This is a genomic window from Phenylobacterium sp. (assembly GCF_004799515.1).
GTDB lineage: Bacteria > Pseudomonadota > Alphaproteobacteria > Caulobacterales > Caulobacteraceae > Phenylobacterium.
This window is the reverse complement of record NZ_SSMX01000031.1, coordinates 20,864-42,144: the sequence shown is the minus strand read 5'-3', so window position 1 is coordinate 42,144 and position 21,281 is coordinate 20,864. Positions and strand designations below refer to the sequence as shown.

Annotated in this window: 21 protein-coding genes; 12 read left to right on the top strand and 9 right to left on the bottom strand. The window is 69.7% G+C overall.

Going from position 1 to position 21,281, the window contains the following annotated elements:
- The first annotated feature begins 74 nt into the window (after positions 1 to 74).
- From tkt to zwf, 4 genes are read left to right on the top strand one after another with little or no spacing between them, the layout of a single operon-like run.
- Positions 75 to 2,147 (top strand): transketolase, encoded by a 2,073-nt coding sequence (gene tkt, locus E8A49_RS14800; protein ID WP_293382772.1) that lies wholly within the window; start codon positions 75 to 77, stop codon positions 2,145 to 2,147.
- 13 nt (positions 2,148 to 2,160) lie between these two features.
- Entirely contained in the window at positions 2,161 to 3,321 is a 1,161-nt protein-coding gene (gene tal / locus E8A49_RS14795; protein ID WP_293382769.1) for a transaldolase, read from the top strand.
- A 31-nt stretch (positions 3,322 to 3,352) separates the two neighbouring features.
- Positions 3,353 to 4,336, top strand: coding sequence for a phosphogluconate dehydrogenase (NAD(+)-dependent, decarboxylating) (gene gnd / locus E8A49_RS14790; RefSeq protein ID WP_293382766.1), 984 nt, complete (start codon positions 3,353 to 3,355; stop codon positions 4,334 to 4,336).
- A gap of 5 nt (positions 4,337 to 4,341) precedes the next feature.
- Complete coding sequence (zwf, locus tag E8A49_RS14785) at positions 4,342 to 5,874, top strand: glucose-6-phosphate dehydrogenase (RefSeq protein ID WP_293382763.1); 1,533 nt, start codon at positions 4,342 to 4,344, stop codon at positions 5,872 to 5,874.
- A gap of 19 nt (positions 5,875 to 5,893) precedes the next feature.
- Here zwf and E8A49_RS14780 read toward each other — a convergent pair whose 3' ends face one another.
- The 3 genes from E8A49_RS14780 to E8A49_RS14770 all read right to left on the bottom strand — a co-directional run bounded on the left by E8A49_RS14780 (position 5,894) and on the right by E8A49_RS14770 (position 9,213).
- Positions 5,894 to 8,095, bottom strand: a complete 2,202-nt coding sequence (locus tag E8A49_RS14780; protein ID WP_293382760.1) for a PQQ-dependent dehydrogenase, methanol/ethanol family — start codon at positions 8,093 to 8,095, stop codon at positions 5,894 to 5,896.
- A 75-nt stretch (positions 8,096 to 8,170) separates the two neighbouring features.
- Positions 8,171 to 8,827: a DsbA family protein gene (locus E8A49_RS14775; RefSeq protein WP_293382757.1), complete on the bottom strand. Its 657-nt coding sequence runs from the start codon at positions 8,825 to 8,827 to the stop codon at positions 8,171 to 8,173.
- Between the two features lie 74 nt (positions 8,828 to 8,901).
- Positions 8,902 to 9,213 carry a hypothetical protein gene (locus E8A49_RS14770; RefSeq protein WP_293382754.1) on the bottom strand — a complete coding sequence of 104 codons (312 nt, stop codon included), beginning with the start codon at positions 9,211 to 9,213 and terminating at the stop codon, positions 8,902 to 8,904.
- Positions 9,214 to 9,477: 264 nt separating this feature from the next.
- Between E8A49_RS14770 and E8A49_RS14765 the strand changes: the two genes are divergently transcribed.
- The 4 genes from E8A49_RS14765 to E8A49_RS14750 are packed head-to-tail and all read left to right on the top strand — an operon-like array spanning position 9,478 to position 13,008.
- Positions 9,478 to 10,605, top strand: coding sequence for an ABC transporter permease (locus E8A49_RS14765; protein WP_293382751.1), 1,128 nt, complete (start codon positions 9,478 to 9,480; stop codon positions 10,603 to 10,605).
- Complete coding sequence (locus E8A49_RS14760; protein WP_293382748.1) at positions 10,602 to 11,441, top strand: ABC transporter ATP-binding protein; 840 nt, start codon at positions 10,602 to 10,604, stop codon at positions 11,439 to 11,441. The genes E8A49_RS14765 and E8A49_RS14760 overlap by 4 nt, the downstream gene beginning before the upstream one ends.
- Positions 11,441 to 12,403: an MlaD family protein gene (locus E8A49_RS14755; protein ID WP_293382745.1), complete on the top strand. Its 963-nt coding sequence runs from the start codon at positions 11,441 to 11,443 to the stop codon at positions 12,401 to 12,403. The genes E8A49_RS14760 and E8A49_RS14755 overlap by 1 nt, the downstream gene beginning before the upstream one ends.
- Positions 12,400 to 13,008, top strand: a complete 609-nt coding sequence (locus tag E8A49_RS14750; protein ID WP_293382742.1) for an ABC-type transport auxiliary lipoprotein family protein — start codon at positions 12,400 to 12,402, stop codon at positions 13,006 to 13,008. Before E8A49_RS14755 ends, E8A49_RS14750 begins: the two co-directional genes overlap by 4 nt.
- Here E8A49_RS14750 and E8A49_RS14745 read toward each other — a convergent pair.
- Genes E8A49_RS14745 through E8A49_RS14720 form a run of 6 tightly spaced genes read right to left on the bottom strand, consistent with a single transcriptional unit; the run spans position 13,005 to position 17,504 of the window.
- On the bottom strand, positions 13,005 to 14,054 hold the full coding sequence (locus E8A49_RS14745; protein ID WP_293382739.1) for a permease: 1,050 nt from the start codon (positions 14,052 to 14,054) through the stop codon (positions 13,005 to 13,007). The genes E8A49_RS14750 and E8A49_RS14745 overlap by 4 nt on opposite strands.
- 1 nt (position 14,055) lies before the next feature.
- A complete protein-coding gene (locus E8A49_RS14740; RefSeq protein WP_293382736.1) occupies positions 14,056 to 14,397 on the bottom strand; it encodes a hypothetical protein in 342 nt (113 codons plus the stop codon).
- A gap of 48 nt (positions 14,398 to 14,445) precedes the next feature.
- Positions 14,446 to 15,345, bottom strand: a complete 900-nt coding sequence (gene folD / locus E8A49_RS14735; RefSeq protein WP_293382733.1) for a bifunctional methylenetetrahydrofolate dehydrogenase/methenyltetrahydrofolate cyclohydrolase FolD — start codon at positions 15,343 to 15,345, stop codon at positions 14,446 to 14,448.
- 35 nt (positions 15,346 to 15,380) lie between these two features.
- Positions 15,381 to 15,854 (bottom strand): NUDIX domain-containing protein, encoded by a 474-nt coding sequence (locus E8A49_RS14730; RefSeq protein WP_293382728.1) that lies wholly within the window; start codon positions 15,852 to 15,854, stop codon positions 15,381 to 15,383.
- On the bottom strand, positions 15,854 to 16,867 hold the full coding sequence (locus E8A49_RS14725; RefSeq protein ID WP_293382725.1) for a S1/P1 Nuclease: 1,014 nt from the start codon (positions 16,865 to 16,867) through the stop codon (positions 15,854 to 15,856). Before E8A49_RS14725 ends, E8A49_RS14730 begins: the two co-directional genes overlap by 1 nt.
- A gap of 49 nt (positions 16,868 to 16,916) precedes the next feature.
- Entirely contained in the window at positions 16,917 to 17,504 is a 588-nt protein-coding gene (locus E8A49_RS14720) for a glutathione S-transferase family protein (RefSeq protein ID WP_293382722.1), read from the bottom strand.
- 287 nt (positions 17,505 to 17,791) lie between these two features.
- Here E8A49_RS14720 and E8A49_RS14715 point away from each other — a divergent pair, with 287 nt between their 5' ends.
- The 4 genes from E8A49_RS14715 (at position 17,792) to E8A49_RS14700 (ending at position 21,277) form a co-directional block, all read left to right on the top strand.
- Positions 17,792 to 18,175: a 3D domain-containing protein gene (locus E8A49_RS14715; RefSeq protein ID WP_293382719.1), complete on the top strand. Its 384-nt coding sequence runs from the start codon at positions 17,792 to 17,794 to the stop codon at positions 18,173 to 18,175.
- A gap of 95 nt (positions 18,176 to 18,270) precedes the next feature.
- A complete protein-coding gene (locus E8A49_RS14710; protein WP_293382716.1) occupies positions 18,271 to 18,822 on the top strand; it encodes an AAA family ATPase in 552 nt (183 codons plus the stop codon).
- Positions 18,823 to 18,855: 33 nt separating this feature from the next.
- Complete coding sequence (locus tag E8A49_RS14705; RefSeq protein WP_293382713.1) at positions 18,856 to 20,670, top strand: DUF885 family protein; 1,815 nt, start codon at positions 18,856 to 18,858, stop codon at positions 20,668 to 20,670.
- Between the two features lie 34 nt (positions 20,671 to 20,704).
- Positions 20,705 to 21,277, top strand: a complete 573-nt coding sequence (locus tag E8A49_RS14700; protein WP_293382710.1) for a hypothetical protein — start codon at positions 20,705 to 20,707, stop codon at positions 21,275 to 21,277.
- Positions 21,278 to 21,281: the final 4 nt, after the last annotated feature.

Below are 21,281 nucleotides of genomic sequence, written 5' to 3'. Positions count from 1 at the left end.
GCTGAGACATCCGGTAGGCGGCGCTGCTAAGTCTGCAGCCCCGCGCCTGCGCGGCTCTCGGACCCGACCTGATCATGAACGCCCAAACCCCGACCCGTCCGCTGACGCCGCCCATGGCGGAGATCGACCGGCAGGCCATCGACACCATCCGAACACTCGCCATCGACGCCGTCGAGAAAGCGCAGTCGGGCCACGCCGGCGCGCCTATGGGGCTGGCGCCGGTCGCCTATGCGCTCTGGACGCGGTTCCTGCGCTACGATCCCAAGCGGCCCGACTGGCCGGACCGCGACCGCTTCGTGCTGTCGAACGGCCACGCCTCGATGCTGCTCTACGCCCTGCTGCACCTGGCCGGCGTCGCCAAGGACGGGCATGCCGCCGTCACCCTGGACGACATCAAGGCGTTCCGCGAACTCGACAGCGTCTGCCCGGGCCACCCGGAGCACGGCCATACCATCGGGGTGGAGACGACCACCGGTCCCCTCGGCCAGGGCATCGCCAACAGCGTCGGCATGGCCATGGCCGCCCAATGGATGGCCGCGAAGTTCAACCAGCCCGGCCACGAGCTGTTCAGCCACCGCGTCTATGCGATCTGCAGCGACGGCGACCTGATGGAAGGCATCTCCGGCGAGGCGGCCTCGCTCGCCGGCCACTTCAAGCTCTCCAACCTCTGCTGGCTCTACGACGACAACAGCGTGAGCATCGAGGGCGCCACCTCGCTGGCCTTCAACGAGGACGTGGCCAAGCGCTTCGAAGCCTATGGTTGGGCCACAGCCCGCGTCCCCGACGCCAACGACACCGAGGCGCTGGGCCGCGCGCTCACCCAGGCGCAGGCGACCCACGACCGCCCGACCCTGATCCTGGTCCGCAGCGTCATCGGCTTCGGCGCGCCCCATAAACAGGGCACCGCCAAGGCGCATAGCGACCCGCTGGGCCCCGACGAGGTGAAGGCCGCCAAGCGCGCTTACGGCTGGCCGGAAGACGCCCAGTTCCTGGTGCCCGACGGGGTCCGCGGGCGGTTCGACGAGACGCTGGGCGCCCGCGGCGCGAAGCAGGCCGCCGACTGGGACGCCGCGCGGGACAGCTACCGCAAGGCCCATCCCGAGCTCGCCGCCGACCTCGACGCCCTGCTGGCCGGCGACGCGCCGAGCGGCTGGGACCAGGACCTGCCGGAATTCCCGGCCGACCCCAAGGGCATCGCCACCCGCGAGGCCTCCGGCAAGACGCTCAACGCGCTGGCCCCTCGCCTGCCCTGGCTGATCGGCGGATCGGCGGACCTGTCGCCCTCCACCAAGACCCACCTCGATTTCGACGGCGCCGGCACGTTCGGTGAGGACGATCACGGCGGCCGCAATCTGCACTTCGGGGTCCGCGAGCACGCCATGGCCGCCATCGCCAATGGTCTGGCGCTGTCGGGCCTGCGCCCCTACACCGGCACCTTCCTGATCTTCAGCGACTACATGCGTCCGCCGACCCGGCTGGCGGCCCTGATGAAGGCGCCGTCGGTCTTCGTCTTCAGCCATGACTCCATCGGCGTCGGCCAGGATGGCCCGACCCACCAGCCGATCGAACAGCTCGCCGCCCTGCGCGCCATCCCGGACCTCATCACCCTTCGGCCGGGCGACGCCAACGAGACCGCCGAGGCCTGGCGCGTCATCCTGGGCCAGACCGGCCAGCCCGCGTGCCTCGTCCTGTCGCGCCAGGCCATGCCGACCCTGGACCGCAAGCGCTACGCCTCGGCCAGAGGCGTGGCCAAGGGCGCCTATGTGCTGGCCGACAGCCCCGGCGGGCCGCCGCAGGTGATCCTGATGGGCACCGGCGCCGAGGTCGGGCTCTGCGTCGCCGCCGCCGAGGTCCTTGAAACCGAGGGCGCGCGCGTGCGCCTAGTCTCCATGCCGAGCTGGGACCTGTTCGAAGCCCAGGCGCCGGCCTACCGCCGCGAGGTCCTGCCGCCGGAGATCGCCGCGCGGGTGGCGGTGGAGGCGGCTTCGCCGCTAGGGTGGGACCGCTACGTCGGGCTGACGGGCGAGGTGCTGGCGATGCGGAGCTTCGGCGCGTCCGCGCCCGGTGGCGACCTGATGAAGCGCTTCGGATTCACCGTCGATAAGGTCTGCGCCGCCGCGCGCCGTCAGCTCGGCCGCCCCGCATGAAGGAGCCGCAATCGTGACCGCGAACCCTCTGAAGGCCCTCACCGCCGCCGGCCAGGCGATCTGGCTCGACTACCTGCACCAGGACATCTTGAACAACGGCGAGCTGGCGCGGCTGATCGCTGAGGACGGCGTCACAGGCCTGACCTCCAACCCCTCGATCTTCGAGAAGGCGATCGGCGATGGCGACAGCTATGACGCTCGCATCGCCGACCTGCTGAAGGCCGGCAAGACCAAGACGGTCGACCTCTACGAGGGCATCGCCATCGCTGACATCCAGGGCGCCTGCGACCGGTTCCGGGCGACCTACGACCGCCTCGGCGGCCGCGACGGCTACGCCAGCCTGGAGGTCTCGCCCAAGCTGGCGGACGACACCCAAGGCACGGTGGAAGAGGCGCTGCGCCTCTGGAAGGCCGTCGACCGGCCGAACCTGATGATCAAGGTGCCGGGCGCCAAGGCCGGCGCGCCCGCGATCCGCCAGCTGATCGGCCAGGGCCTGAACATCAATGTCACCCTGCTGTTCGGCCTGCAGGCCTACCTGGACGTGGCCGAGGCGCATATCGCGGGCCTGGAGGCGCTGAAGGCCGCCGGCGGCGACGTCGGTAAAAGCCATGGAGTGGCGAGCTTCTTCGTCAGCCGCATCGACACCGCCATCGACAAGTCGATCGACGAGAAGGCGGCCGGCGCCGACGCCGCGACCGCCGGGCGGCTGAAGGCCCTGCGCGGCAAGGTGGCCATCGCCAACGCCAAGATCGCCTACCAGCGTTACCTCGAGCTGATCGCCACGCCGCGCTGGAAAGCCCTGGCCGAGGCCGGCGCGGCGCCGCAGCGCCTGCTCTGGGCCTCCACCGGAACCAAGGACAAGGCTTATTCCGACGTCCTCTATGTGGAGTCGCTGATCGGCCCGGACACTGTCGACACCGTGCCGCCCAAGACGCTGGACGCCTTCCGCGATCACGGGAAGGTCGCCCAAACCCTGACCGAGGACGTCGCCGGGGCGGAGATGATCCTGGGCGAAGCCAAGGCGCTCGGCCTCGACCTGGATGGCGTCACCGCCGGCCTGGTGGAAGATGGCGTCAAGCTGTTCGCCAAGGCCTTCGACGACCTCTTCGCGGCGGTCGAGGACAAGCGGGGCAAGCTGGCTGGCCAGACCTCGCCCAAGACGACACACGCCTGACCGGACCCGGATCGGCGACAAGGAGACAGGCATGCAGATCTGCATCGTGGGCCTCGGCCGCATGGGTGGGAACATCGCGCGGCGGCTGATGGCGGGCGGCCACGAGTGCGTTGTCTATGACCGCGATCCCAAGGCGGTCGAGGACAGCGTCAAGGCCGGCGCCACGTCGGCGAAGGACCTGAAGGGCCTCGCCGAGGCGCTGAAGCCGCCGCGCACCGTCTGGGTCATGCTGCCGGCCGGCGCGCCGACCGACGAGACAGTCACGGCTCTGGGCGACATCCTGTCGTCCGGCGACACCATCATCGACGGCGGCAACAGCTTCTACAAAGACGACATCCGGCGCGCCAAGGCGCTGGAGCCCAAGGGGATCGCCTACGTCGACGTCGGCACCTCCGGCGGCGTCTGGGGCCTGTCGCGCGGCTACTGCATGATGGTCGGCGGCGATGAGAAGGCGGTCGACCGTCTGGACCCGATCCTGAAGACGCTGGCGCCCGGCGCCGGCGACATCCCCAAGACCAAGCGGCTGGAAGGCGCCGACCCGCGGGCGGTCGAGGGCTACATCCACGCCGGTCCGGTGGGCGCGGGCCACTTCGTCAAGATGGTGCACAATGGCATCGAGTACGGCCTGATGCAGGCCTACGCCGAAGGCTTCGACATCTTGCGCGGGAAGAACTCGCAGGACCTGCCGGAGGACGAGCGCTACGACCTCAACCTGGCGGACATCGCCGAGGTCTGGCGGCGCGGCAGCGTGGTCTCCTCCTGGCTCCTGGACCTCACCGCCAGCGCCCTGGCGGGCGACGGCAAGCTGGAGAAGTTCACCGGCGCCGTCGCCGATAGCGGCGAGGGCCGCTGGACCATCGAGGCCGCCATCGAGGAGGCCGTGCCGGCCAACGTCCTGGCCGCCGCCCTCTTCGCCCGCTTCCGCTCGCGCGAGGAGCACGGGTTCGGCGACAAGCTGCTCTCGGCCATGCGGTTCGGCTTCGGCGGCCACGTCGAAGCGCCGGCCAAGTCCTGACCCCCATGGCCCGCGCCGCGCCCAAACCCCAGGGCCTCGCGCCCGCGCCGCCCTGCACGCTCGTCGTGTTCGGCGCGCGCGGCGATCTGACCAAGCGCCTGCTGACACCGGCGCTCTACAACCTGACGCATGAAAGGCTGCTGCCCGACGGCTTCCGCGTCCTGGGCGTCGACCACAACGTCGAGGATGACGCGAGTTTTGGCCAGAACGTGGAGAGCTTCCTGCGCACCCTGGTGGGCAACGCCGCCAGCGAAGCCGACGAGGGCGGCCTCGACCGCGGCCGCTGGGCCTGGCTGCGCCATCGCCTGGGCTATCTGACCGGCGACTTCGAGGATCCGGCGACTTACCGGGCCCTGGCCGCGCGGCTGGCCAGCGATGGCGGCAAGGGCCAGGGCGCCATCTTCTATCTCGCCACCTCGCCGCGCTTCTTCGGCGAGATCGTGAGGCAACTCGCCAAGGCCGGCCTGACCGACGAGACCGACGGCTTCCGCCGGGTGGTGATCGAGAAGCCCTTCGGCCAGGACCTGCGCTCGGCCAAGGCGTTGAACGCGCTCCTGCTGAAGCGCATGGACGAGGGCCAAATCTACCGGATCGACCACTTCATGGGGAAGGAGACGGTCCGCAACATCATGGCGCTGCGCTTCGCCAATGCGGTGTTCGAGCCGATCTGGAACCGCGACAACATCGATCACGTCCAGATCACCGCCGCCGAGACGGTGGGGGTCGAGGATCGTGGCGGCTTCTACGACCAGGCCGGCGCCCTGCGCGACATGGTCCCCAACCACCTGTTCCAACTGCTGGGGATGGTGGCCATGGAGCCGCCGAACTCGCTGGGCGCCGAGGCCATCCGCGCGGAGAAGGCCCGGGTTATCGAAGCCATCGAGATCCAGACGCCCGCCCAGGCTCTGGCCAATTCCGTGCGCGGTCAGTACCGGGCGGGCCAGGTCGGCGGAAAGTCGCTGAGCGACTACCGGGCGGCCCAGAACGTCGCCAAGACCAGCCACACCGAGACCTTCGTGGCGCTGAAGCTCAGCATCGACAACTGGCGCTGGGCCGGGGTGCCCTTCTACCTACGGACCGGCAAGGCCATGGCCGCGCGCGACACCGAGGTCGTGATCCGCTTCAAGGCGCCGCCCGGCAAGCTGTTCCGCGAGGGCGGGTCGCCAGCGCCCGCCGCCAACGAACTGGTGCTGCAGTTGCAGCCTCAGGAAGGAATTTCTCTGGCCTTCGACGTGAAGCAGCCCGGCGAGGACATGAGCCTGGCGCCGGTGCGGATGGACTTCCGCTACGCCGACTACTTCACGGTCGAGTCGGCCACCGGCTACGAGCCCCTGCTCTACGACGTGATGATCGGCGACCAGACCCTGTTCAAGAAGGCCGACGAGATCGAGGCGAGCTGGCGCGCCGTGCAGCCCTTCATGACCGCCTGGTCGAAGGGCGGCGTCCTGCACAGCTATGCGGCCGGGGCCAACGGGCCGCCTCAGGCCGACGCCCTGCTGGCCCGCGACGGCCGCTCATGGCACGAGGTCGGACCATGAGCGGGCGGCCGAGCGGCCCTTACCGCTTGGCCTGCTCAGCCTTGGCCTTGTTCGCCTGGCTGACGATGTAGTGGTAGATCGCCTCGGCTTGGCCATCGGCGAGCACCTTCTTGAAGCTGACCATGCCCTTGTCGGCCCGGGCGCCGTCGAGGACGATGGAGTTCCAGGTCGCCAGGTTCCGCAGCACCGGCGAGTAGCGCAGGTCAGGGATCGACTTGTCGGCCACGCCGGCCGCTCCGTGGCAGCCCGCACAGAACCGGCCATAGGCGCCCTCGCCGTCGATTACCTGCTCGTTGGTGCCGGTGAGCAGCGGCGGATCCAGCACCTTGCCGGCCACCGAGCCCGCGATCGGCGTCGACGGCAGGGTCAGGCTGGCGTTCAGCTTGTAGACCAGCAGGCGCGAGTTGTTGGCGCTTGAGGCGCTGGTGCGCGCCTGGCCGGGCGGCAGGCCGCGCGCCCCGACCAGCAGGGCCACGTACTGCTCGCCGTCGATCACATAGGTCGAGGGGGCGGCGACCACATCGGCCTGGGTGGGCGCCGACCACAGCTTTTCGCCGGTCTTGGCGTCGAAGGCGTTGAACCGGCCGCTCCAGTCGCCGGAGAAGACCAGGTTGCCGGCGGTGGCGAGCACGCCGTGCGGCCCATAGTCCTTGTCGGGCGCCTTCCAAACCGCCTTCTGGGTCACCGGGTCGTAGGCCTCCAGGTAGCTGCGGATATTGCCCCGCTGGGGCGCGCCGGGCTTGCCGTAGAGCTCGGTGATCTTGTCGGAGGTGGCGACGGTGGCGGTGTTGTAGACCCGCTCCTTGACCTTGAAGTCGGCCGGCTTGGCGCTCTGGAAGCCGGTCGTGCTCTCGGTGACCGGGATGTAGACCCAACCGGTCTTCGGGCTGTAGGCCATCGGGTGCCAGTTGTGGGCGCCCAGCGGCGCGGGCTGGACGATGGCGGCCTTCTCGTCGGTGTAGCGGACGTCGGGGTTCTCCACCGGCCGGCCGGTCTTCAGGTCGATCTTCGAGGCCCAGTTGGCCGGGGCGTACTTCTCAGCGGAGATCAGCTTCCCGGTCTTGGCGTCCCAGACGTAGAAGAAGCCGGTCTTGGGCGCCTGCATCAGCACGTGGCGCATGACGCCCTTGATCTTCAGGTCGGCGGTCATCAGCGGATTGGTGACGTCGTAGTCCCACTCGTCGCCGGGCACCTCCTGGAAGTGCCAGACATATTTGCCGGTCTGCGGCTTCACCGCGATGATCGAGGAGACGAAGAGGTTGTCGCCGCCCTTCGGGCTGCGGACCTCCTGGCTCCAGCTCAAGCCGTTGCCGGTGCCGAAGTAGATCAGGTCGGTCTTGGGATCGTAGAGGATGGTGTCCCAGGCCGTGCCGCCGCCGCCGTACTTCCAGAAGTCGCCGTCCCAGGTCTTCAGGGCCGTCTTCAGCTGCGGGGTGTTGGTCGGGTCGCCCGGCTGGGCGGGCACGGTGTAGAAGCGCCACTTCAGCTTGCCCGTGGCCGCGTCATAGGCCGAGACATAGCCGCGGCAGGTGTATTCGGCGCCGCCGTTGCCGATGATCACCAGGCCTTTCACAATCCGGGGTGTCTGGGTGATGGTGTAGGGCTGCGCGGGATCGGTGGTCTGCACCGACCAGGCGACCTTGCCGGTCTTGGCGTCCAGCGCGATCAGGCGGCCGTCGAGAGCGCCCAGGTAGAGCCGGCCCTTCCAGGCCGCGACGCCGCGGTTGACCACGTCGCAGCAGGCCACCGCGCCGTTGGCTGGATCGACCTTGGGGTCGTAGTCCCAAAGCTTACGGCCGGTCTTGGCGTCATAGGCCTTCACCTTGCTCCAGGCCGTGGTGATGTAGAGGGCGCCGTCCACCACGACCGGCGTGGATTCCTGGCCGCGCTCGGTGTCGATGTCGCCGTACCAGGCCAGGCCGAGCTGGCCGACATTGGCCTTGTCGATCTTGGTGAGCGGGCTGAAGTGCTGTTCCGAATAGGTGCGGCCCGTAGCCATCCAGGTCCCCGGCTCACCGTCGGCGGCCAGAAGCCGCGCATCGTCCACCGCCGCCCCGCCCATGGGATGGGCCGCGACGGGCTTGGCGGGCGCCGGCCTGGCCGCCGGGCTCTGCGCGAAGGCCGGGCCGATGGCCAGGGACAGGACCGCGCCGGCCGTGACCAGCCGGCGGGCGATGGCGCGCACGGCGTCAGCTTGGAACGTCGATTCTCGATTCTTCATTGTTTCGCTCCCCTTAGCGCCGTTGTCCCACCCGTCGCCGGGACAGACAAGAGCGTGGCGAAGCGTTCCGCTGCGTCAGTCCTCCTCGCGGCGCGTCAGGCCCCGGCCTTCCATCCGCCACTTGAGCTGGTCGAAGCGGTCCTGGCCGAAGAAGGCCTCGTCGCCGAACACCATCATCGGCACGCCCCAATGGCCGGCGGCGCGCTGGGCGACCTGGTTTTCCTCCACAATGGCGGCGAAGCGGGCCGGGTCGGCGTCGACGGCGTGGGCCAGCTCGGCGAAGTCCAGGCCGGCGCGCTCGGCGGCGCGGGCCAGGTGGTCGCCCTCGTGCCAGTCGTCGGTCTCGCCGCTCCAGATGGTCTGGCTCACCTCGCGCAGGAACGGCAGGCCGCGCCCGCGCTCCGCCGCCGCCACGCCCAGATGGGTCAGGCGGTGGATGTGGGGCTGCGGCGTCCGATAGCCCTCATCCGGCGACCGCTGAACGGGATCGGGCCGCGGCCAGCGGAAGGGCAAGCCGAGGAAGGCCGCCTCGCGGAAGACGTCGGTCATGAAGTAGCGGACCCACAGCGGATCTTGCTGCTCGAAGAATTCCGGCGTGCGCACCGCCAGCGGATAGACCGGCCGCACATTGCAGGCGACGTCGTAGTCCTGCTCCAAGGCCAGCAGGCGCGGCGCCACCATGTAGGAATAGGGCGAGCGGAAGGACCAATAGAGGTCGTAGCCGAGCGTCATGTCCGCCGATCCCCGAGCGCCGATCTTGTGGCACAAGCTGTGCCACAAGATCGGCCCAGGGCAAGGGAAATCCCCTAGCCGTTCAGCGGCGGCTGGTGCTGGGCGACCAGGTCGACGCGCTCGGCCTCGCGCACCGCGCGGGTGACGTTGAGGCGGGTCAGCACGGCGGCGTCGCGATAGGTCTCGCGAGCCTTTTCCAGCGTCTTGCGCCAGGTCTGGTTGGCCAGATTGTCGGTCTCGCCGGCGTAGACCACCGTGGGACCTTCCTTGGTCAGCCGGGCGATGACGAAGTTCGCCCCCGCTGGCGGCAGGAAGCGATCCTCCTCCAGAGCGGTGTAGCGATAACGGGCGCCGGACTTGCCGACGATCTCAAACTGGCGGTTCAACTCTACTCTCCACCCCGAAGGAACGTGACCCATACACCCTGCGGCGACCAACCGGCGGGTGTGTTGCGAGGCTGGAACATGGGCTTGGCCAAAAGTGGGCTGAGCTTGACCATACGCGCGCCGCAGCTTCTCTTTACACGGTTATCTTCGGAACAACCTCCGCCATAAGACGTTCGGGCCGTGCGCCGCCTCTGCTAGGGTCCTATTCTCCTGACGGGAGCGCGACTCGAACATCGGTCGCCCCAAACCGGAGTCCGCGACAAGGTGGATACTGAGGCCCAATTCAGCGTCAGGAGCGCGGGCGAAAAGCCCACGGTCGCGCTCACCGGCGACTGGACGGCCAACAATCTGGGCGACGCCCCGGCCCGGCTGGCCCAGGCGCTCAAGGGCCGCGGCCCCATAGGCGTCGATATCCGCAAGGTCCGCCGCCTGGACACCGCCGGCGCCTATGCCCTGATCCGGGCCGGCGGCGCGGATTTCGACGTCAAGACCGTCAAGGCCCGCCCGGAGAGCGGGCGGCTGCTGGAACTGGTGGCTGCGGCGGTGCGCGTCGAAGCCCCGCCGGTCCGCACGCCCCGCGGCTTCCACGAAATGACCGTGCGGATCGGCAAGGGGGTGGTGAACACCGCCTACGAGTGGATCGACACCCTGGCCTTCCTCGGCCACCTGCTGGTGGCCATCGCCCGGGCCCTGGGCTACCTGGTGACCAATCCCAAGCGCATCCGCTGGGCGGCGATCTTCTCGCTCGCCGAACGCGCCGGCCTCGACGCTATCCCGATCGTAGCGGTGACCTCCTTCTTCATCGGCGCGGTGGTGGGGCTCCTGGGCGCCAATATGCTGAGCCAGTTCGGGGCGCAGGTGTTCGCCGTGGAGCTGATCGGCGTCGCGGTGCTGCGCGAGTTCAACATCATCATCACCGCCGTCCTCCTGGCCGGCCGCTCGGCGTCGGCCTTCGCAGCCGAGATCGGCTCGATGAAGATGAACCAGGAGATCGACGCCATGCAGGTGATGGGCGTCGACCCGTTCGAGGCCCTGGTGCTGCCCCGGTTCGTGGCCCTCCTGGCGATCATCCCGCTGCTCACCTTCGTGGCCACCCTCGCGGGCCTGGTGGGCGGGCTGGTGGTGGTGTGGGCCGCGCTCGACCTGGGCCCAGCCTTCTTCCTGCAGCGGATCGTCGACGACGTGGGCGTGGCGCACTTCTGGGTCGGCATGTCCAAGGCGCCGGTGATGGCCGCGGTGATCGCCGGCATCGGCTGCCGCCAGGGCCTGGAGGTCGGCGGCGACGTGGAGAGCCTGGGCCGGCGGGTGACGGCGGCGGTGGTGCACGCCATCTTCGCCATCATCATGATCGACGCGGCCTTCGCGCTCTTGTTCATGAAGCTGAACGTATGACCGACCCCGCGCCGCCCCCGGAAGTCGACGAGGACGACCTCACCGACGACGAGCTGCTCGACACCGAGGGCCCGGCGGTGGAGGTGCGCGGCCTGGTCTCGGCCTTCGGCGACAATGTGGTCCACGACGGGCTCGACATCACCGCCGAGCGCGGCGAGGTGCTGGGCGTGGTGGGCGGCTCCGGCGCCGGCAAGTCGGTGCTTCTGAATACCATCATCGGCCTGCGCACCCCGCAGGCCGGCACCGTCAGGGTGTTCGGCCAGGACATCGAGCGCGCCTCGCGCCGGCGCTGGAGCGCCATCGAGCGGCGCTGGGGCGTGCTGTTCCAGCAAGGCGCCCTCTTCTCCAACCTGACGGTCCGCGAGAATGTCGGCGCACCGATGTTCGAGCACACGGATATGGCCAGGCGCGAGATCTACGACCTCGCCGACCTGAAGATCGCGCTCGTGGGCCTGCCGGCCAATTCCGGCGACCTGAAGCCCGCGGAGCTGTCGGGCGGCATGCGCAAGCGCGCCGGCCTGGCCCGCGCCCTCGCCCTCGATCCCGAGCTCCTGTTCCTCGACGAGCCCACCGCCGGCCTCGACCCGATCAGCGCCGCGGCCTTCGACGAGCTGATCAAGGACCTTTCCGACAGCCTGGACCTTACGGTGTTCATGATCACCCACGACCTCGACACGCTCTACGAGATCACGGACCGCGTCGCGGTGATCGCCGACAAGAAGGTGGTCGCCACCGCCCCGGTGCGCGAGCTCGAGCACAACAAACATCCCTGGATCCAACGGTATTTCCTGGGACCCCGCGGCCGCGCCGCGGCTAAGGTGAAGACGGAAGCCTGATGGAAAAGAACGCCAACTACGCCCTCGTCGGCCTTTCCTCACTGATCCTCTTCGTGGGGCTGGTGATCTTTGTCGTCTGGCTGGCGCGCCTGTCGTTCAGCCAGGAGTACGACCTCTACGACGTCGTCTTCGACGGCCCGGTGCGGGGCCTCAGCCAGGGCGGCGAGGTGCATTTCAATGGCATCAAGGTGGGCGATGTCACCAAGATCGCGCTCGACCGCACCAACCCCAGCCGGGTGATCGCCCGCGCCCGGGTCACCTCCGACGTGCCGATCCGCATCGACAGCTACGCCACCCTGGAGCCGCAGGGCATCACCGGGGTGAACTACATCCAGATCACCGCCGGCACGCCGTCCAAGCCGCTCTTGAAAGTGGTCGAGAAGCAGAAGTGCGAGACCACGGGCCTAAGCCCCTGCATCCCGATCCTGAAGAGCCAGCGCAGCGCGCTTTCCGACCTGCTGGAGGGCGGCGGCACGGTGCTGACCCGAACCATCGAGGCGCTGGACCGGGTCAACCGCGTGTTGTCCGACCAGAACATCAAGAGCTTCTCGGCGACGCTCTCCGACGCCCAGGCGGTCACCGCCGAGGTGCGTGAGCGCAAGGAGATCATCGCCGACGCCCAGAAGCTGATCCAGGACCTGGACACCGCCACCCAGCACGCCGACCAGATCCTGCAGTCGACCCAGGAGCTGGTGAACGGCGACGGCAAGCGCGGGATCAAGAACATCGCCGACGCCGCCGAGGAGGCCAAGGCGACTGCCGCCTCCCTGCGGACCATGGTCGATAAGCTGCAAGGCCCGACCTCCGACTTCGCCAACAACGGCCTGCCGCAGATCACCGCCGCGGTGGTCGAGCTGCAGCGCGCGGCGGAGTCGCTGGAGCGGTTGGTCAACGAGATCCAGAAGAGCCCGACGGGCGCGCTCGGCAAGCCGCCGGCGGAAGAAGTGAAGGTGAAGCCATGATCCGTCGCGCCCTCAGCCTGGCCGCGCTCGCGGCCTGCGCCTTGGCCCTGAGCGGCTGCATCTCGCTCCTGCCCAAGTCGAAGCCCGCTCAGCTCTACCGCTTCGGCCCGCCGCCGGCGGCCAATGCCGCGCCGGCCCGGCCCGGGGCGGTGGCGGTCTTCCGCACCAACGGCCAGTTCCAGGAAGAGGCCTCCGACGACCGCATCCTGACCATGACCGGCGGGCGGGCCGCCTATATCGCCCAGAGCCGCTGGGTCGCGCCGGCCGACACCTTGTTCAACGAGGCGGTCGCCAACGCCTTCGACGCCAGCCCCATCCGCCTGATCGCGCGGGGCCAGCAGGGCCGCTTCGCCTACGCCCTGCGCCTGGATGTGCGCAGTTTCGAAGCGCGCTACGACTCCGGCTCCGACGCCCCGCCCACCGTGGTGGTGCACCTGCACGCCGCGCTGACCAAGTCCGACCAGTCCAGCGTCGGCGAACAGGACTTCGAGGCCCGCGTGCCCGCCTCCGAAAACCGCGTCGGCGCCATCGTCACCGCCTTCGACAAGGCCAGCGCCGAGGCGATCGGCAAGATGGTCGCCTGGACCGAGGCGACGGCGACCTAGAACCTGAGCGCCACGGCGAGCGCGCCGCCCGTCAGGCCGAACAGCACCACCGCGCCCGCCACCGCCGCCAGGATGCGCGGCGGGAAGGCGCGGGACAGCATCGCCATCGACGGCAGGCTGATGGGCGGCAGGGTCATCAAGAGTGCGCCGGCCGGACCCGCGCCGACGCCCAACGCCAGCATGGCCTGGATGATCGGCACCTCGCCGGCGGTGGGGATCACGAACAAGGCCCCAGCCACGGCGAAGGCCGCGATCCACTGGATGTGGTTGCCGATCTCGGGCCCGAGCGCCGGGAACAGCCAGGCGCGCCCGGCGCCCAGCAGCAGCACCAGGACGATGTATTCGGGAACCAACCGCAGGGTCATGCGGCCGAGGATCAGGAGCCAGCGGCGGAAGGGTGCGTCCTGCGGCGCGGCGGCCAGCTCGACGACGGCCGCCTCGGCCTGGGCGGCCTCGCGCGCCGTGGTCAACCGGTTGGCCAGGTAGCCCAGGCCGAACACCATCGGCACGCCCAGCACGAGCCGCAGCGCCGCCCAGCGCCAGCCCAGGACAAAGCCCATGAAGACCAGGGTCGCCGGATTCAGCACCGAATTGCCGAGCCAAAAGGCGATGGCGCCGCCGGCCGAAGCCTGCTGCCGGCGCAGGCCCACGACCACGGGCGCCGCGCAGCAGGTGCACATCATCCCCGGCAGGGCGAGCAAACCGCCGGCCACCGCGCTGCCGAACCGGGTCCGGCCCATCAGCCGGGCGATCCAGTCGGCGGGCAGCAGGGCCTGGGCGCCGGAGCCCAGCAGCAGGCCCAGCACCATCGCCTTCCAGATCGCCTTGCCGTAGGCGAGCGCGTAGGCGAGCGCCGCATCCCACGAAGGCGCCGGCGCGTGCGCCGCCTTGCCCATCAGGATCGACTGGCCGATCGAGTGGCTGGACGCCGCCACGAAGGCCTTGTCCCAGTAGGGCAGCCATTTCACATAGAGCAGCCCCGCCACCGCGATCGCGGCGAACAGGATCCAGCGCGGCGCCGGGTTGAGGCTTCGGGCTTCCGACATCCTAGCGCGCCGAGGGCGCCTTCGGGTCGGCGGGCGCGGGAGACGCGGGCGGCGCAGCTTTCGGCAGGTTCTTGGCCAGGTAGGCGGAGATAGCTGCCTGCTCTTCGGCGGTCATGTCCGCGCCGGCGCCCTGCATCTTGGTGATCACCTCGTCCCACTCCTCGGGCGTGTGGCGCGCGGCCGAGAACTCGCTGGCGTCGTGGCAAGAGGTGCAGATGCGCACCACCACGTCCTTGCCGGGCCCCGCCGGCAGGGCGTCTTCCGGCGCCTGGGCGAACACGGGGCCGACGGCGCCCAGGCAGAACGCGGCCACGGCCACGGCGAGAGGAATGCGAAGGGTCATGCGCAAAGCCCTAGCCCATGCCGGGACGGACTGGAACCTCAAGCGTGGCTAGGCGATCCCCGCCTGCAGCTTGGCGGCCGCGACGGTGTTCTGCAGCAGGACGGCGACGGTCATCAGGCCGACGCCGCCGGGCACCGGCGTGATCCAGCCGGCGACCTGGCTCGCGGCCTTGAAGTCTACGTCGCCCACCACCTTGGTGCGGCCCTCGGCGGCCTTGACCGGATCGTCGAAGGGCACGCGGTTGATGCCGACGTCGATCACCGCCGCGCCCGGCTTGATCCAGTCGGCGCCGATCATCCGCGGGCGGCCGACCGCGGCCACCAGGATGTCGGCCTCGCGGCAGACCGCCGGCAGGTCTCGGGTGCGCGAGTGGGCGATGGTCACCGTGCAGTCGGCCTGCAGCAGGAGCTGGGCGATCGGCCGGCCCACCAGCACCGAGCGGCCCACCACCACGGCGCGCTTGCCCGCGAGGTCGCCCACCGTCTCGCGCAGCAGGATCATGCAGCCCATCGGCGTGCAGGGCACCAGCGCCGACAGGCCGCTGGCCAGGCGCCCGGCGTTGGCCACGGTCAGGCCGTCGACGTCCTTGTCGGGGTTCAGGAGCGCCAGGACCCGCTTTTCGTCCAGGGGCTTGGGCAGCGGCAGCTGCACCAGGACGCCGTGGATCAACGGGTCGACGTTCAATTCGCCCACCAGCCGTTCCAGCTCGGCCTGGGTGGTGTCGCCCGGCAGCCGGTGGGTGACCGAGTGCATCCCCGCCGCCAGCGACTGCTCGCCCTTGGAGCGGACATAGATCTGGCTGGCCGCGTCGTCGCCCACCAGCACAACCGCCAGGCCCGGCTGCAGCCCGTTCGACGCCTTCAGCGCGGCCACCTGCCCGGCGACGCTGGCGCGCAGGCGTTCGGCGTAGACCTTGCCGTCGATCAGCTGGGCGGTGGACTCGGGCAAACGCGCCTCCTGGACTTGCGGCCCCGACTAGCGGTTCAGGCCTTCCCGCGCAAACGCAACCACGCCGCCACGGCCCAGGCGTGGGATTCGCGGTCGAGCGCCAGCAGCGCCTCCTGCGGCGCCATCCATTCCAGGGCGTGGTCGTCCTCGATCTTCAGCTCGGGCGCCGCTTCGACCACGCGGGCGGCGAAGAAGACGCCGCGGGTGTTGACCCGGCTGTCGTCCTCATTGGTGAAATAGTGATCGGCGCGGACGACCTCGGCCTCGACGGCGATTCGCAGGCCCACCTCCTCGCCGCATTCGCGGATCGCCGCCTGAGCCGCCGTCTCGCCGGGATCGAGACCGCCGCCCGGCAGGTCGAGGCGGCCGCCGCCCGCCTCGAAGGTGACCCGCGCCACGGCGATCTTGCCTTCGTGCTCGACGACCGCGAAGGCCGCCGGCCGGTCGGGATAGGTCCGGCCCGGCGCCGGCTGTCCGAACTGCGGGACGATGTTTGCAGGACTTGGCATCAGTCGATGCCGTAGAGGCTCTGGTAGGGGTCGACCTTGCCGGCCAGGACGTCGGCCACGGCGATCGGCTTGTAGCCCACCGTCTCGCCCGCGCTGGCCTTCCAGGCTTCGACGATCAGGTCGCGCAGCTCCGAAGCGCCGACCGCGATCTGCTGGGTGGCGAAGGCGGGACCGCGCGGATCGCCGGGCGCGAGGCCGCCGGCCTTCTCCAGCTCGTAGAGCGGGACCACGAGGCGGCCGGTGGAGGACAGGTAGTCCAACACCCGCTGCTGGACGGCGCAGTGGCAGTCCTTGGGGGCCAGCATCTTGGCCATGACCCCGGCTTCGGTGACGTTGGCCTGCACAAGGTCGCTCTCGAAGGGGCCGTGGATCTTGGCGTTGGTGTAGCCGTTCGGGTTCGGGAAATCGCCCCAGCCGTTGAAGTGGACGGTGACGTGCAGCGGCTGGCTGCCGTCACCCACGAAGTGCGACAGCTCGCCGATGTCCTGCAGCACCTGCGCCTCGCGCCGGCGGCGGTCGTTGCTGAAGAAGGCCTTGTGCGCGCTCCAGGCGGGATTGGCCTCGGCGGCGGTGAGCACGCGCCAGTAGGCCAGGTCCTTGGCCAGCCGCTGGTAGTTCTCGAGGATCGAATACGGCAGGTAGCCCGACTTCCAGCTGTTCTGGTTGACCGCCCGAAGCGCGGTCTCGAACTCCACGCGCGTGGGCGGCAAGGCCGCCAGCGCCGGGCCGCCCAGCACGGTCCCGTCGTCGTTGAGGTCGAGGAAGTGGCCGGGGTCGAGGTCCGCGTCGAAGGTTCTCCCGGCGCCCTTGGCCCGGTCCGGCTCGCGGCTGAACTCACCCACGTCCAGCGCCGCCTGCGGGGTGCGCAGGAAGGCCGGCGCGTCCGCGGGCAGGCTGCGCATGGCCGCCTCGCCGATGATCCGGTGGCCGGTGGCGCCCCAGGCGAACACCGAGCTGGGCGTCAGCGCCGTGGCGAGGGCGGCGGCGAGGGCGAGAGGCGCTAGGCGTTTCATGCCCCCGATTTGTCGGCTCCCGCCGCGGAAGGCAAGCGCCTCCGGCGCCTCAGCGCCCGGTGATGTCCAGCGCCTGCTCCACGCGGACAATCCAGGCCCGCACGCGCGGATAGTCCGTCAGGTCGAAACCGCCCTCGGGCGCCACGCGGGTGTAGACGACCAGCGCGACATCAGCCAGGCTGAGGGCCCCGCCGACCAGGAAGGCCGAGGCCACCAGGGCGTCCTCCAGCCGCTGCAAGGCCGCGCGGCCGCGCTCGACAATCCGCGCCTCCAGCTCATCGGCGGGCTTGCCCAGGTAGCGGACTTGAAAACGGGCCACGGCGACGTAGGGCTCGTGACTGTATTGCTCCCAGAACATCCATTCGAGCATCTTGGCGCGGTCATAGGCGTCGGCCGGGATCAGGCCCGAGCCCTCCGCCAGATGCAGGATGATGGCGTTGGACTGGGCCAAGGGTCGGCCATCGCCCAGGACGACCAGCGGGACCTGGCCTGCGGGGTTCATCGCCAGGAATTGCGCCGTGCGAGTCTCCGCGGTCAGCACGCTGGTCTCGATCCAGTTGTAGGGAAGGCCCAGGGAATCGGCGACCCACTTCACCTTCAGGCAATTGCCGGAGATGGAATCCCCATAGATTTTCATGAAATTCTTCCCCTCCGGCGCGGTGCGGATAGATGACCGATCTGCCTGTGAAAGCAACCGAACTCATCGACTGGAGTCTGTTAGATATACTGAAAGGTCGATCGGCCGCAGCCCATGCGGGGTTGCCTGGGCTGTCGGAGTCCGGCTAGGGTCCCCACCGCACCAGTTCAACGACGAAGGAGGACGCCGTCTTGCGACGCCGCCTCGCCGCTCTGGCACTTCTTCCCGCCCTTCTCGCCGCAAACGGGGCGCAAGCTGCGTCCGCCGACCCTGTGGGCGACATCATCATGTCGGTGGTCACCGGCGCCCTGCCCTCCGGCCCCGGCTGGAACCTGAAGGCGACGCTCTACCACGCCGGCGTCAAGGGCGTGGGCGCCCTGGACGCGCTGGGCTGCAAGGTGGTCGCCATGCGCACCGTGGCCGTCGACAAGAACCTGATCCCGCGCCACAGCGTCCTGTTCATCAAGGAAACTGTCGGCTTGAAGATGCCCGACGGCTCGACGCACGACGGCTACTGGTACGCCTCGGACGCCGGCAGCGCGATCAAGGGCAAGCGCATCGACCTCTACACCGGCGCCAACGCCGGCTCGATGGGCGCCATCAAGGGCGTGAACCTCGCGAGCCTGACCGCCGTCAAGGTCGGCGACTTCGAAGGCTGCCCTCCAGGCTAGTCGGCCTGGGCCAGGCGCTTCCGCCGCCTGCCAAATCTCCCCGGACAGCTAGAACGCCAGCGCCGCCGGCCGCCTCAGCATGTCTGGAGAACATCTTGATCGAAAAGCTGAATTTCTTTGTCTTCACGGGCGGTCCCGGCGTCGGCAAGACCGCGCTCATCCGCCATCTCGAGGGCCGCGGCGAACACGTGGTGGAGGAGACCCACCGCGCCGTCATCGCCGAACAGGTCGCCGGCGGCGGCCGCGCCACGCCCTGGGACGACCACGCGGCGTACTGCGAGCTGTGCGTCCGGCGCGATCTCCGCAAGTTCGACGCCCTGAGCCATGAGGCCGGCCGCGTCTTCTTCGACCGCGGCATCCTCGACGGCTTCGATCCGCGGTGGGACGCGCCGCCTGCGCTCATCGCCGCCGCTCGGGCGCGCCGGTACAACCCGCGGGTCTTCGTCTTCCCACCCTGGCGGGAGATCTACCGGACGGACGCCGAACGGCGGCAGGACTGGGCCGAGGCCGAGGCCACGTTCGGCCGCATCCTCGCCGGGCTCGACCGCTTCAGCTACCGGCCGGTCATCGTTCCCAGGGCCACGGTGGAGGCGCGCGCCGCCTTTGTGCTGGAGCTCGCCTTGCGGGCGAGCGTGAGTCCGACCTAGGGTCGCGCCTTCCGATACGTCAGGGGGACCGAGATGCTGAACCGCCGCGACCTTTTGCTGTCCTCCGGCGCCGCGGTCGCCGTGGCCGGCCTCGCGCCGCGCGCCTTGGCGGCGGGCAATCCACAGCTGGCCGCCCTGTTCGACGCCTTCTTCCAGGAGGGCCTGCAGCTTCGGCCCGAGAGCGCCACCCAGCTCGGCCTCGACAAGGGCCCGCATGCCGACCTGAAGTCGCGGCTGGACGACGGCTCCAGCGCCGGGCGGGCCAAGGCCAAGGCGCTGAACGCCGACCAACTCCGCCGCCTGCAGGCCATCGACCGCAACACGCTGAGCGGCGCCGACCGGCTGAACTACGACGTCATCGTCTACACGCGCCAGTCGACGGCGCGGACCCAGAGCTTCGACTTCGGCGGCTCGGCCTTCAGCCCGTCGGCCTATGTGCTGAGCCAGCTGACCGGCGCCTACCAGTCGACGCCGGACTTCCTGGACACCAAGCACACCATCGCCACCGCCGAGGACGCCGACGCCTACCTCGCCCGCCTCTCGGCCTTCGGCGACCAGGTGAACGCCGACACCGAGCGGCTGCATCACGACGTGGGCCTGGGCATCGTCCCGCCGGACTTCATCCTCGACCTCACCCTCGACCAGATGACCAAGACGGTCGAACCCGTCGACAGGGCCCTGGTGGTCACCTCGATCGCGCGGCGCGCCGCCGAAAAGGGCCTGGGCGACCGCTACGGCAAGGACGCGGCGAAAATCTACTCAGAGAAGGTGCTGCCGGCCCTGGAGCGCCAGCTAGCGGCGACCAAGGCGCTGCGGGCCGGCGCGGTCCACGATGCCGGCGTCTGGCGCTTCAAGGAGGGCCCGGCCTTCTACGAGGCGGCGCTTCACTCGACGACGACCACCAAGCTGTCGCCGGACGAGGTGCACAAGATCGGCCTGGAACAGGGCAAGGAGATTTCCGCCCGCATCGACGGCCTGCTGAAGGCCCAGGGCCTGACCCAGGGGTCGCTGGCCGACCGCATCAAGCACCTCTACGCCGATCCCAAGCAGATCTTCCCCAACACCGACGCGGGCAAGGCCGACGCCATCGCCTACTGCAACCGCCGGCTGGACGAGATCCGCCCGCGCCTGCCGACCGTCTTCAGCCGCGTGCCGCCCTACAAGTTCGAGGTGCGCCGCGTGCCGCCGCAAACCGAAGCCGGCGCGGCCTCAGCCTTCAGCCAGGGGCCGGCCATCGACGGCTCGCGGCCCGGCATCGTCTACTTCAACCTGCACGACAGCGCCGAGTGGCCGAAGTTCTGCCTGTCGACCACCATCTTCCACGAGGGCCTGCCGGGCCACCAGCTGGAGGGCGGGCTGGCGCTCTCCAACAAGGACCTTCCGCTGATCCGCAAGAACACCGGCTTCTCCGGTTACGGCGAGGGCTGGGCGCTCTACGCCGAGCAGCTCGCCGATGAGATCGGGATGTATGACGACGATCCCCTGGGCCGCATCGGCTACCTGAAGTTCCAGCTGTTCCGCGCCAACCGTTGCGTGGTCGACACCGGCATCCACCACATGCGCTGGAGCCGCGAGCAGGCCATCGCCCGCTTCGTGGAGAACGAGGGCGAGGCGCCGGGCTTCGCCGCCCGCGAGGTGGAGCGCTATTGCGCCACGCCGGGCCAAGCCTGCTCCTACAAGCTTGGCCACACCACCATTGTGAACCTGCGCACGCGGGCCAAGGCGGCGCTGGGGGCGAAGTTCGCGATCAAGGACTTCCACGATACGGTTCTGTCCTGCGGGCGCGTGCCGCTGGACATCCTCGACCAGGTCGGCGACGCCTGGATCGCGGGACGCAAGAGCGCCTGAGGCTGGCGCGGCTGGGGACTGTTGGGGAGGGCCCATGCTGCACGTGGACATGGCGGACGCGGGGCCCCTCTTCGGCGTCGCTGTCGGCGCGGTGCTGGCGACCATGGGCGGCCTGCTGGGCGGCCAGATTGAGAACCGGCTGAACCGCAAGGAGCGCGAGCAGAGCGCGGCCCTCCTGTTCGGCGAGATCCTGACCGGCCTGCGGCTGACCATCCGCCTGGCCGACGAGAGCCGCGGCCGCGGCGATCCCTACGGCCCCATCACCATGCGCGTCATCAAGGCGGCGGTGCGCGAAACCCAGATCTATGAGCGCAACCGCGAGACCCTATTCGCGATCCGCGACCCGCAGCTGCGGGCCAAGACCCATATCCTGCTGGTCCAGATGAGCCTGACGCTGGAAGCGGTGCAGGAAGCTCAGGACGCGATCAAGGCGAGCCCGCACGCCGTAGAAGCCGCGATGGCGGAACGCGAGGGGTCCTTCAATTTCGCCCTGGAGCTGTACGCGGAGCTGCCGCCGCTCATCGTCCAGTTCGAAAAGCTCGCCGGACAGACCTTCGAGGCCCCGGACGTCGACCTGACGCGTAATCTCACCCCGCGCCCCGCCTAGGCTC

Bases quoted from the DNA above. Each gene is read 5' to 3' on its own strand.
- tkt (WP_293382772.1), top strand. From the start codon at position 75: ATGAACGCCCAAACCCCGACCCGTCCGCTGACGCCGCCCATGGCGGAG.
- gnd (WP_293382766.1), top strand. From the start codon at position 3,353: ATGCAGATCTGCATCGTGGGCCTCGGCCGCATGGGTGGGAACATCGCG.
- zwf (WP_293382763.1), top strand. From the start codon at position 4,342: ATGGCCCGCGCCGCGCCCAAACCCCAGGGCCTCGCGCCCGCGCCGCCC.
- E8A49_RS14780 (WP_293382760.1), bottom strand. From the start codon at position 8,095: ATGAAGAATCGAGAATCGACGTTCCAAGCTGACGCCGTGCGCGCCATC.
- E8A49_RS14775 (WP_293382757.1), bottom strand. From the start codon at position 8,827: ATGACGCTCGGCTACGACCTCTATTGGTCCTTCCGCTCGCCCTATTCC.
- E8A49_RS14760 (WP_293382748.1), top strand. From the start codon at position 10,602: ATGACCGACCCCGCGCCGCCCCCGGAAGTCGACGAGGACGACCTCACC.
- E8A49_RS14755 (WP_293382745.1), top strand. From the start codon at position 11,441: ATGGAAAAGAACGCCAACTACGCCCTCGTCGGCCTTTCCTCACTGATC.
- E8A49_RS14750 (WP_293382742.1), top strand. From the start codon at position 12,400: ATGATCCGTCGCGCCCTCAGCCTGGCCGCGCTCGCGGCCTGCGCCTTG.
- E8A49_RS14745 (WP_293382739.1), bottom strand. From the start codon at position 14,054: ATGTCGGAAGCCCGAAGCCTCAACCCGGCGCCGCGCTGGATCCTGTTC.
- E8A49_RS14740 (WP_293382736.1), bottom strand. From the start codon at position 14,397: ATGACCCTTCGCATTCCTCTCGCCGTGGCCGTGGCCGCGTTCTGCCTG.
- E8A49_RS14730 (WP_293382728.1), bottom strand. From the start codon at position 15,854: ATGCCAAGTCCTGCAAACATCGTCCCGCAGTTCGGACAGCCGGCGCCG.
- E8A49_RS14725 (WP_293382725.1), bottom strand. From the start codon at position 16,867: ATGAAACGCCTAGCGCCTCTCGCCCTCGCCGCCGCCCTCGCCACGGCG.
- E8A49_RS14720 (WP_293382722.1), bottom strand. From the start codon at position 17,504: ATGAAAATCTATGGGGATTCCATCTCCGGCAATTGCCTGAAGGTGAAG.
- E8A49_RS14715 (WP_293382719.1), top strand. From the start codon at position 17,792: ATGTCGGTGGTCACCGGCGCCCTGCCCTCCGGCCCCGGCTGGAACCTG.
- E8A49_RS14705 (WP_293382713.1), top strand. From the start codon at position 18,856: ATGCTGAACCGCCGCGACCTTTTGCTGTCCTCCGGCGCCGCGGTCGCC.
- E8A49_RS14700 (WP_293382710.1), top strand. From the start codon at position 20,705: ATGCTGCACGTGGACATGGCGGACGCGGGGCCCCTCTTCGGCGTCGCT.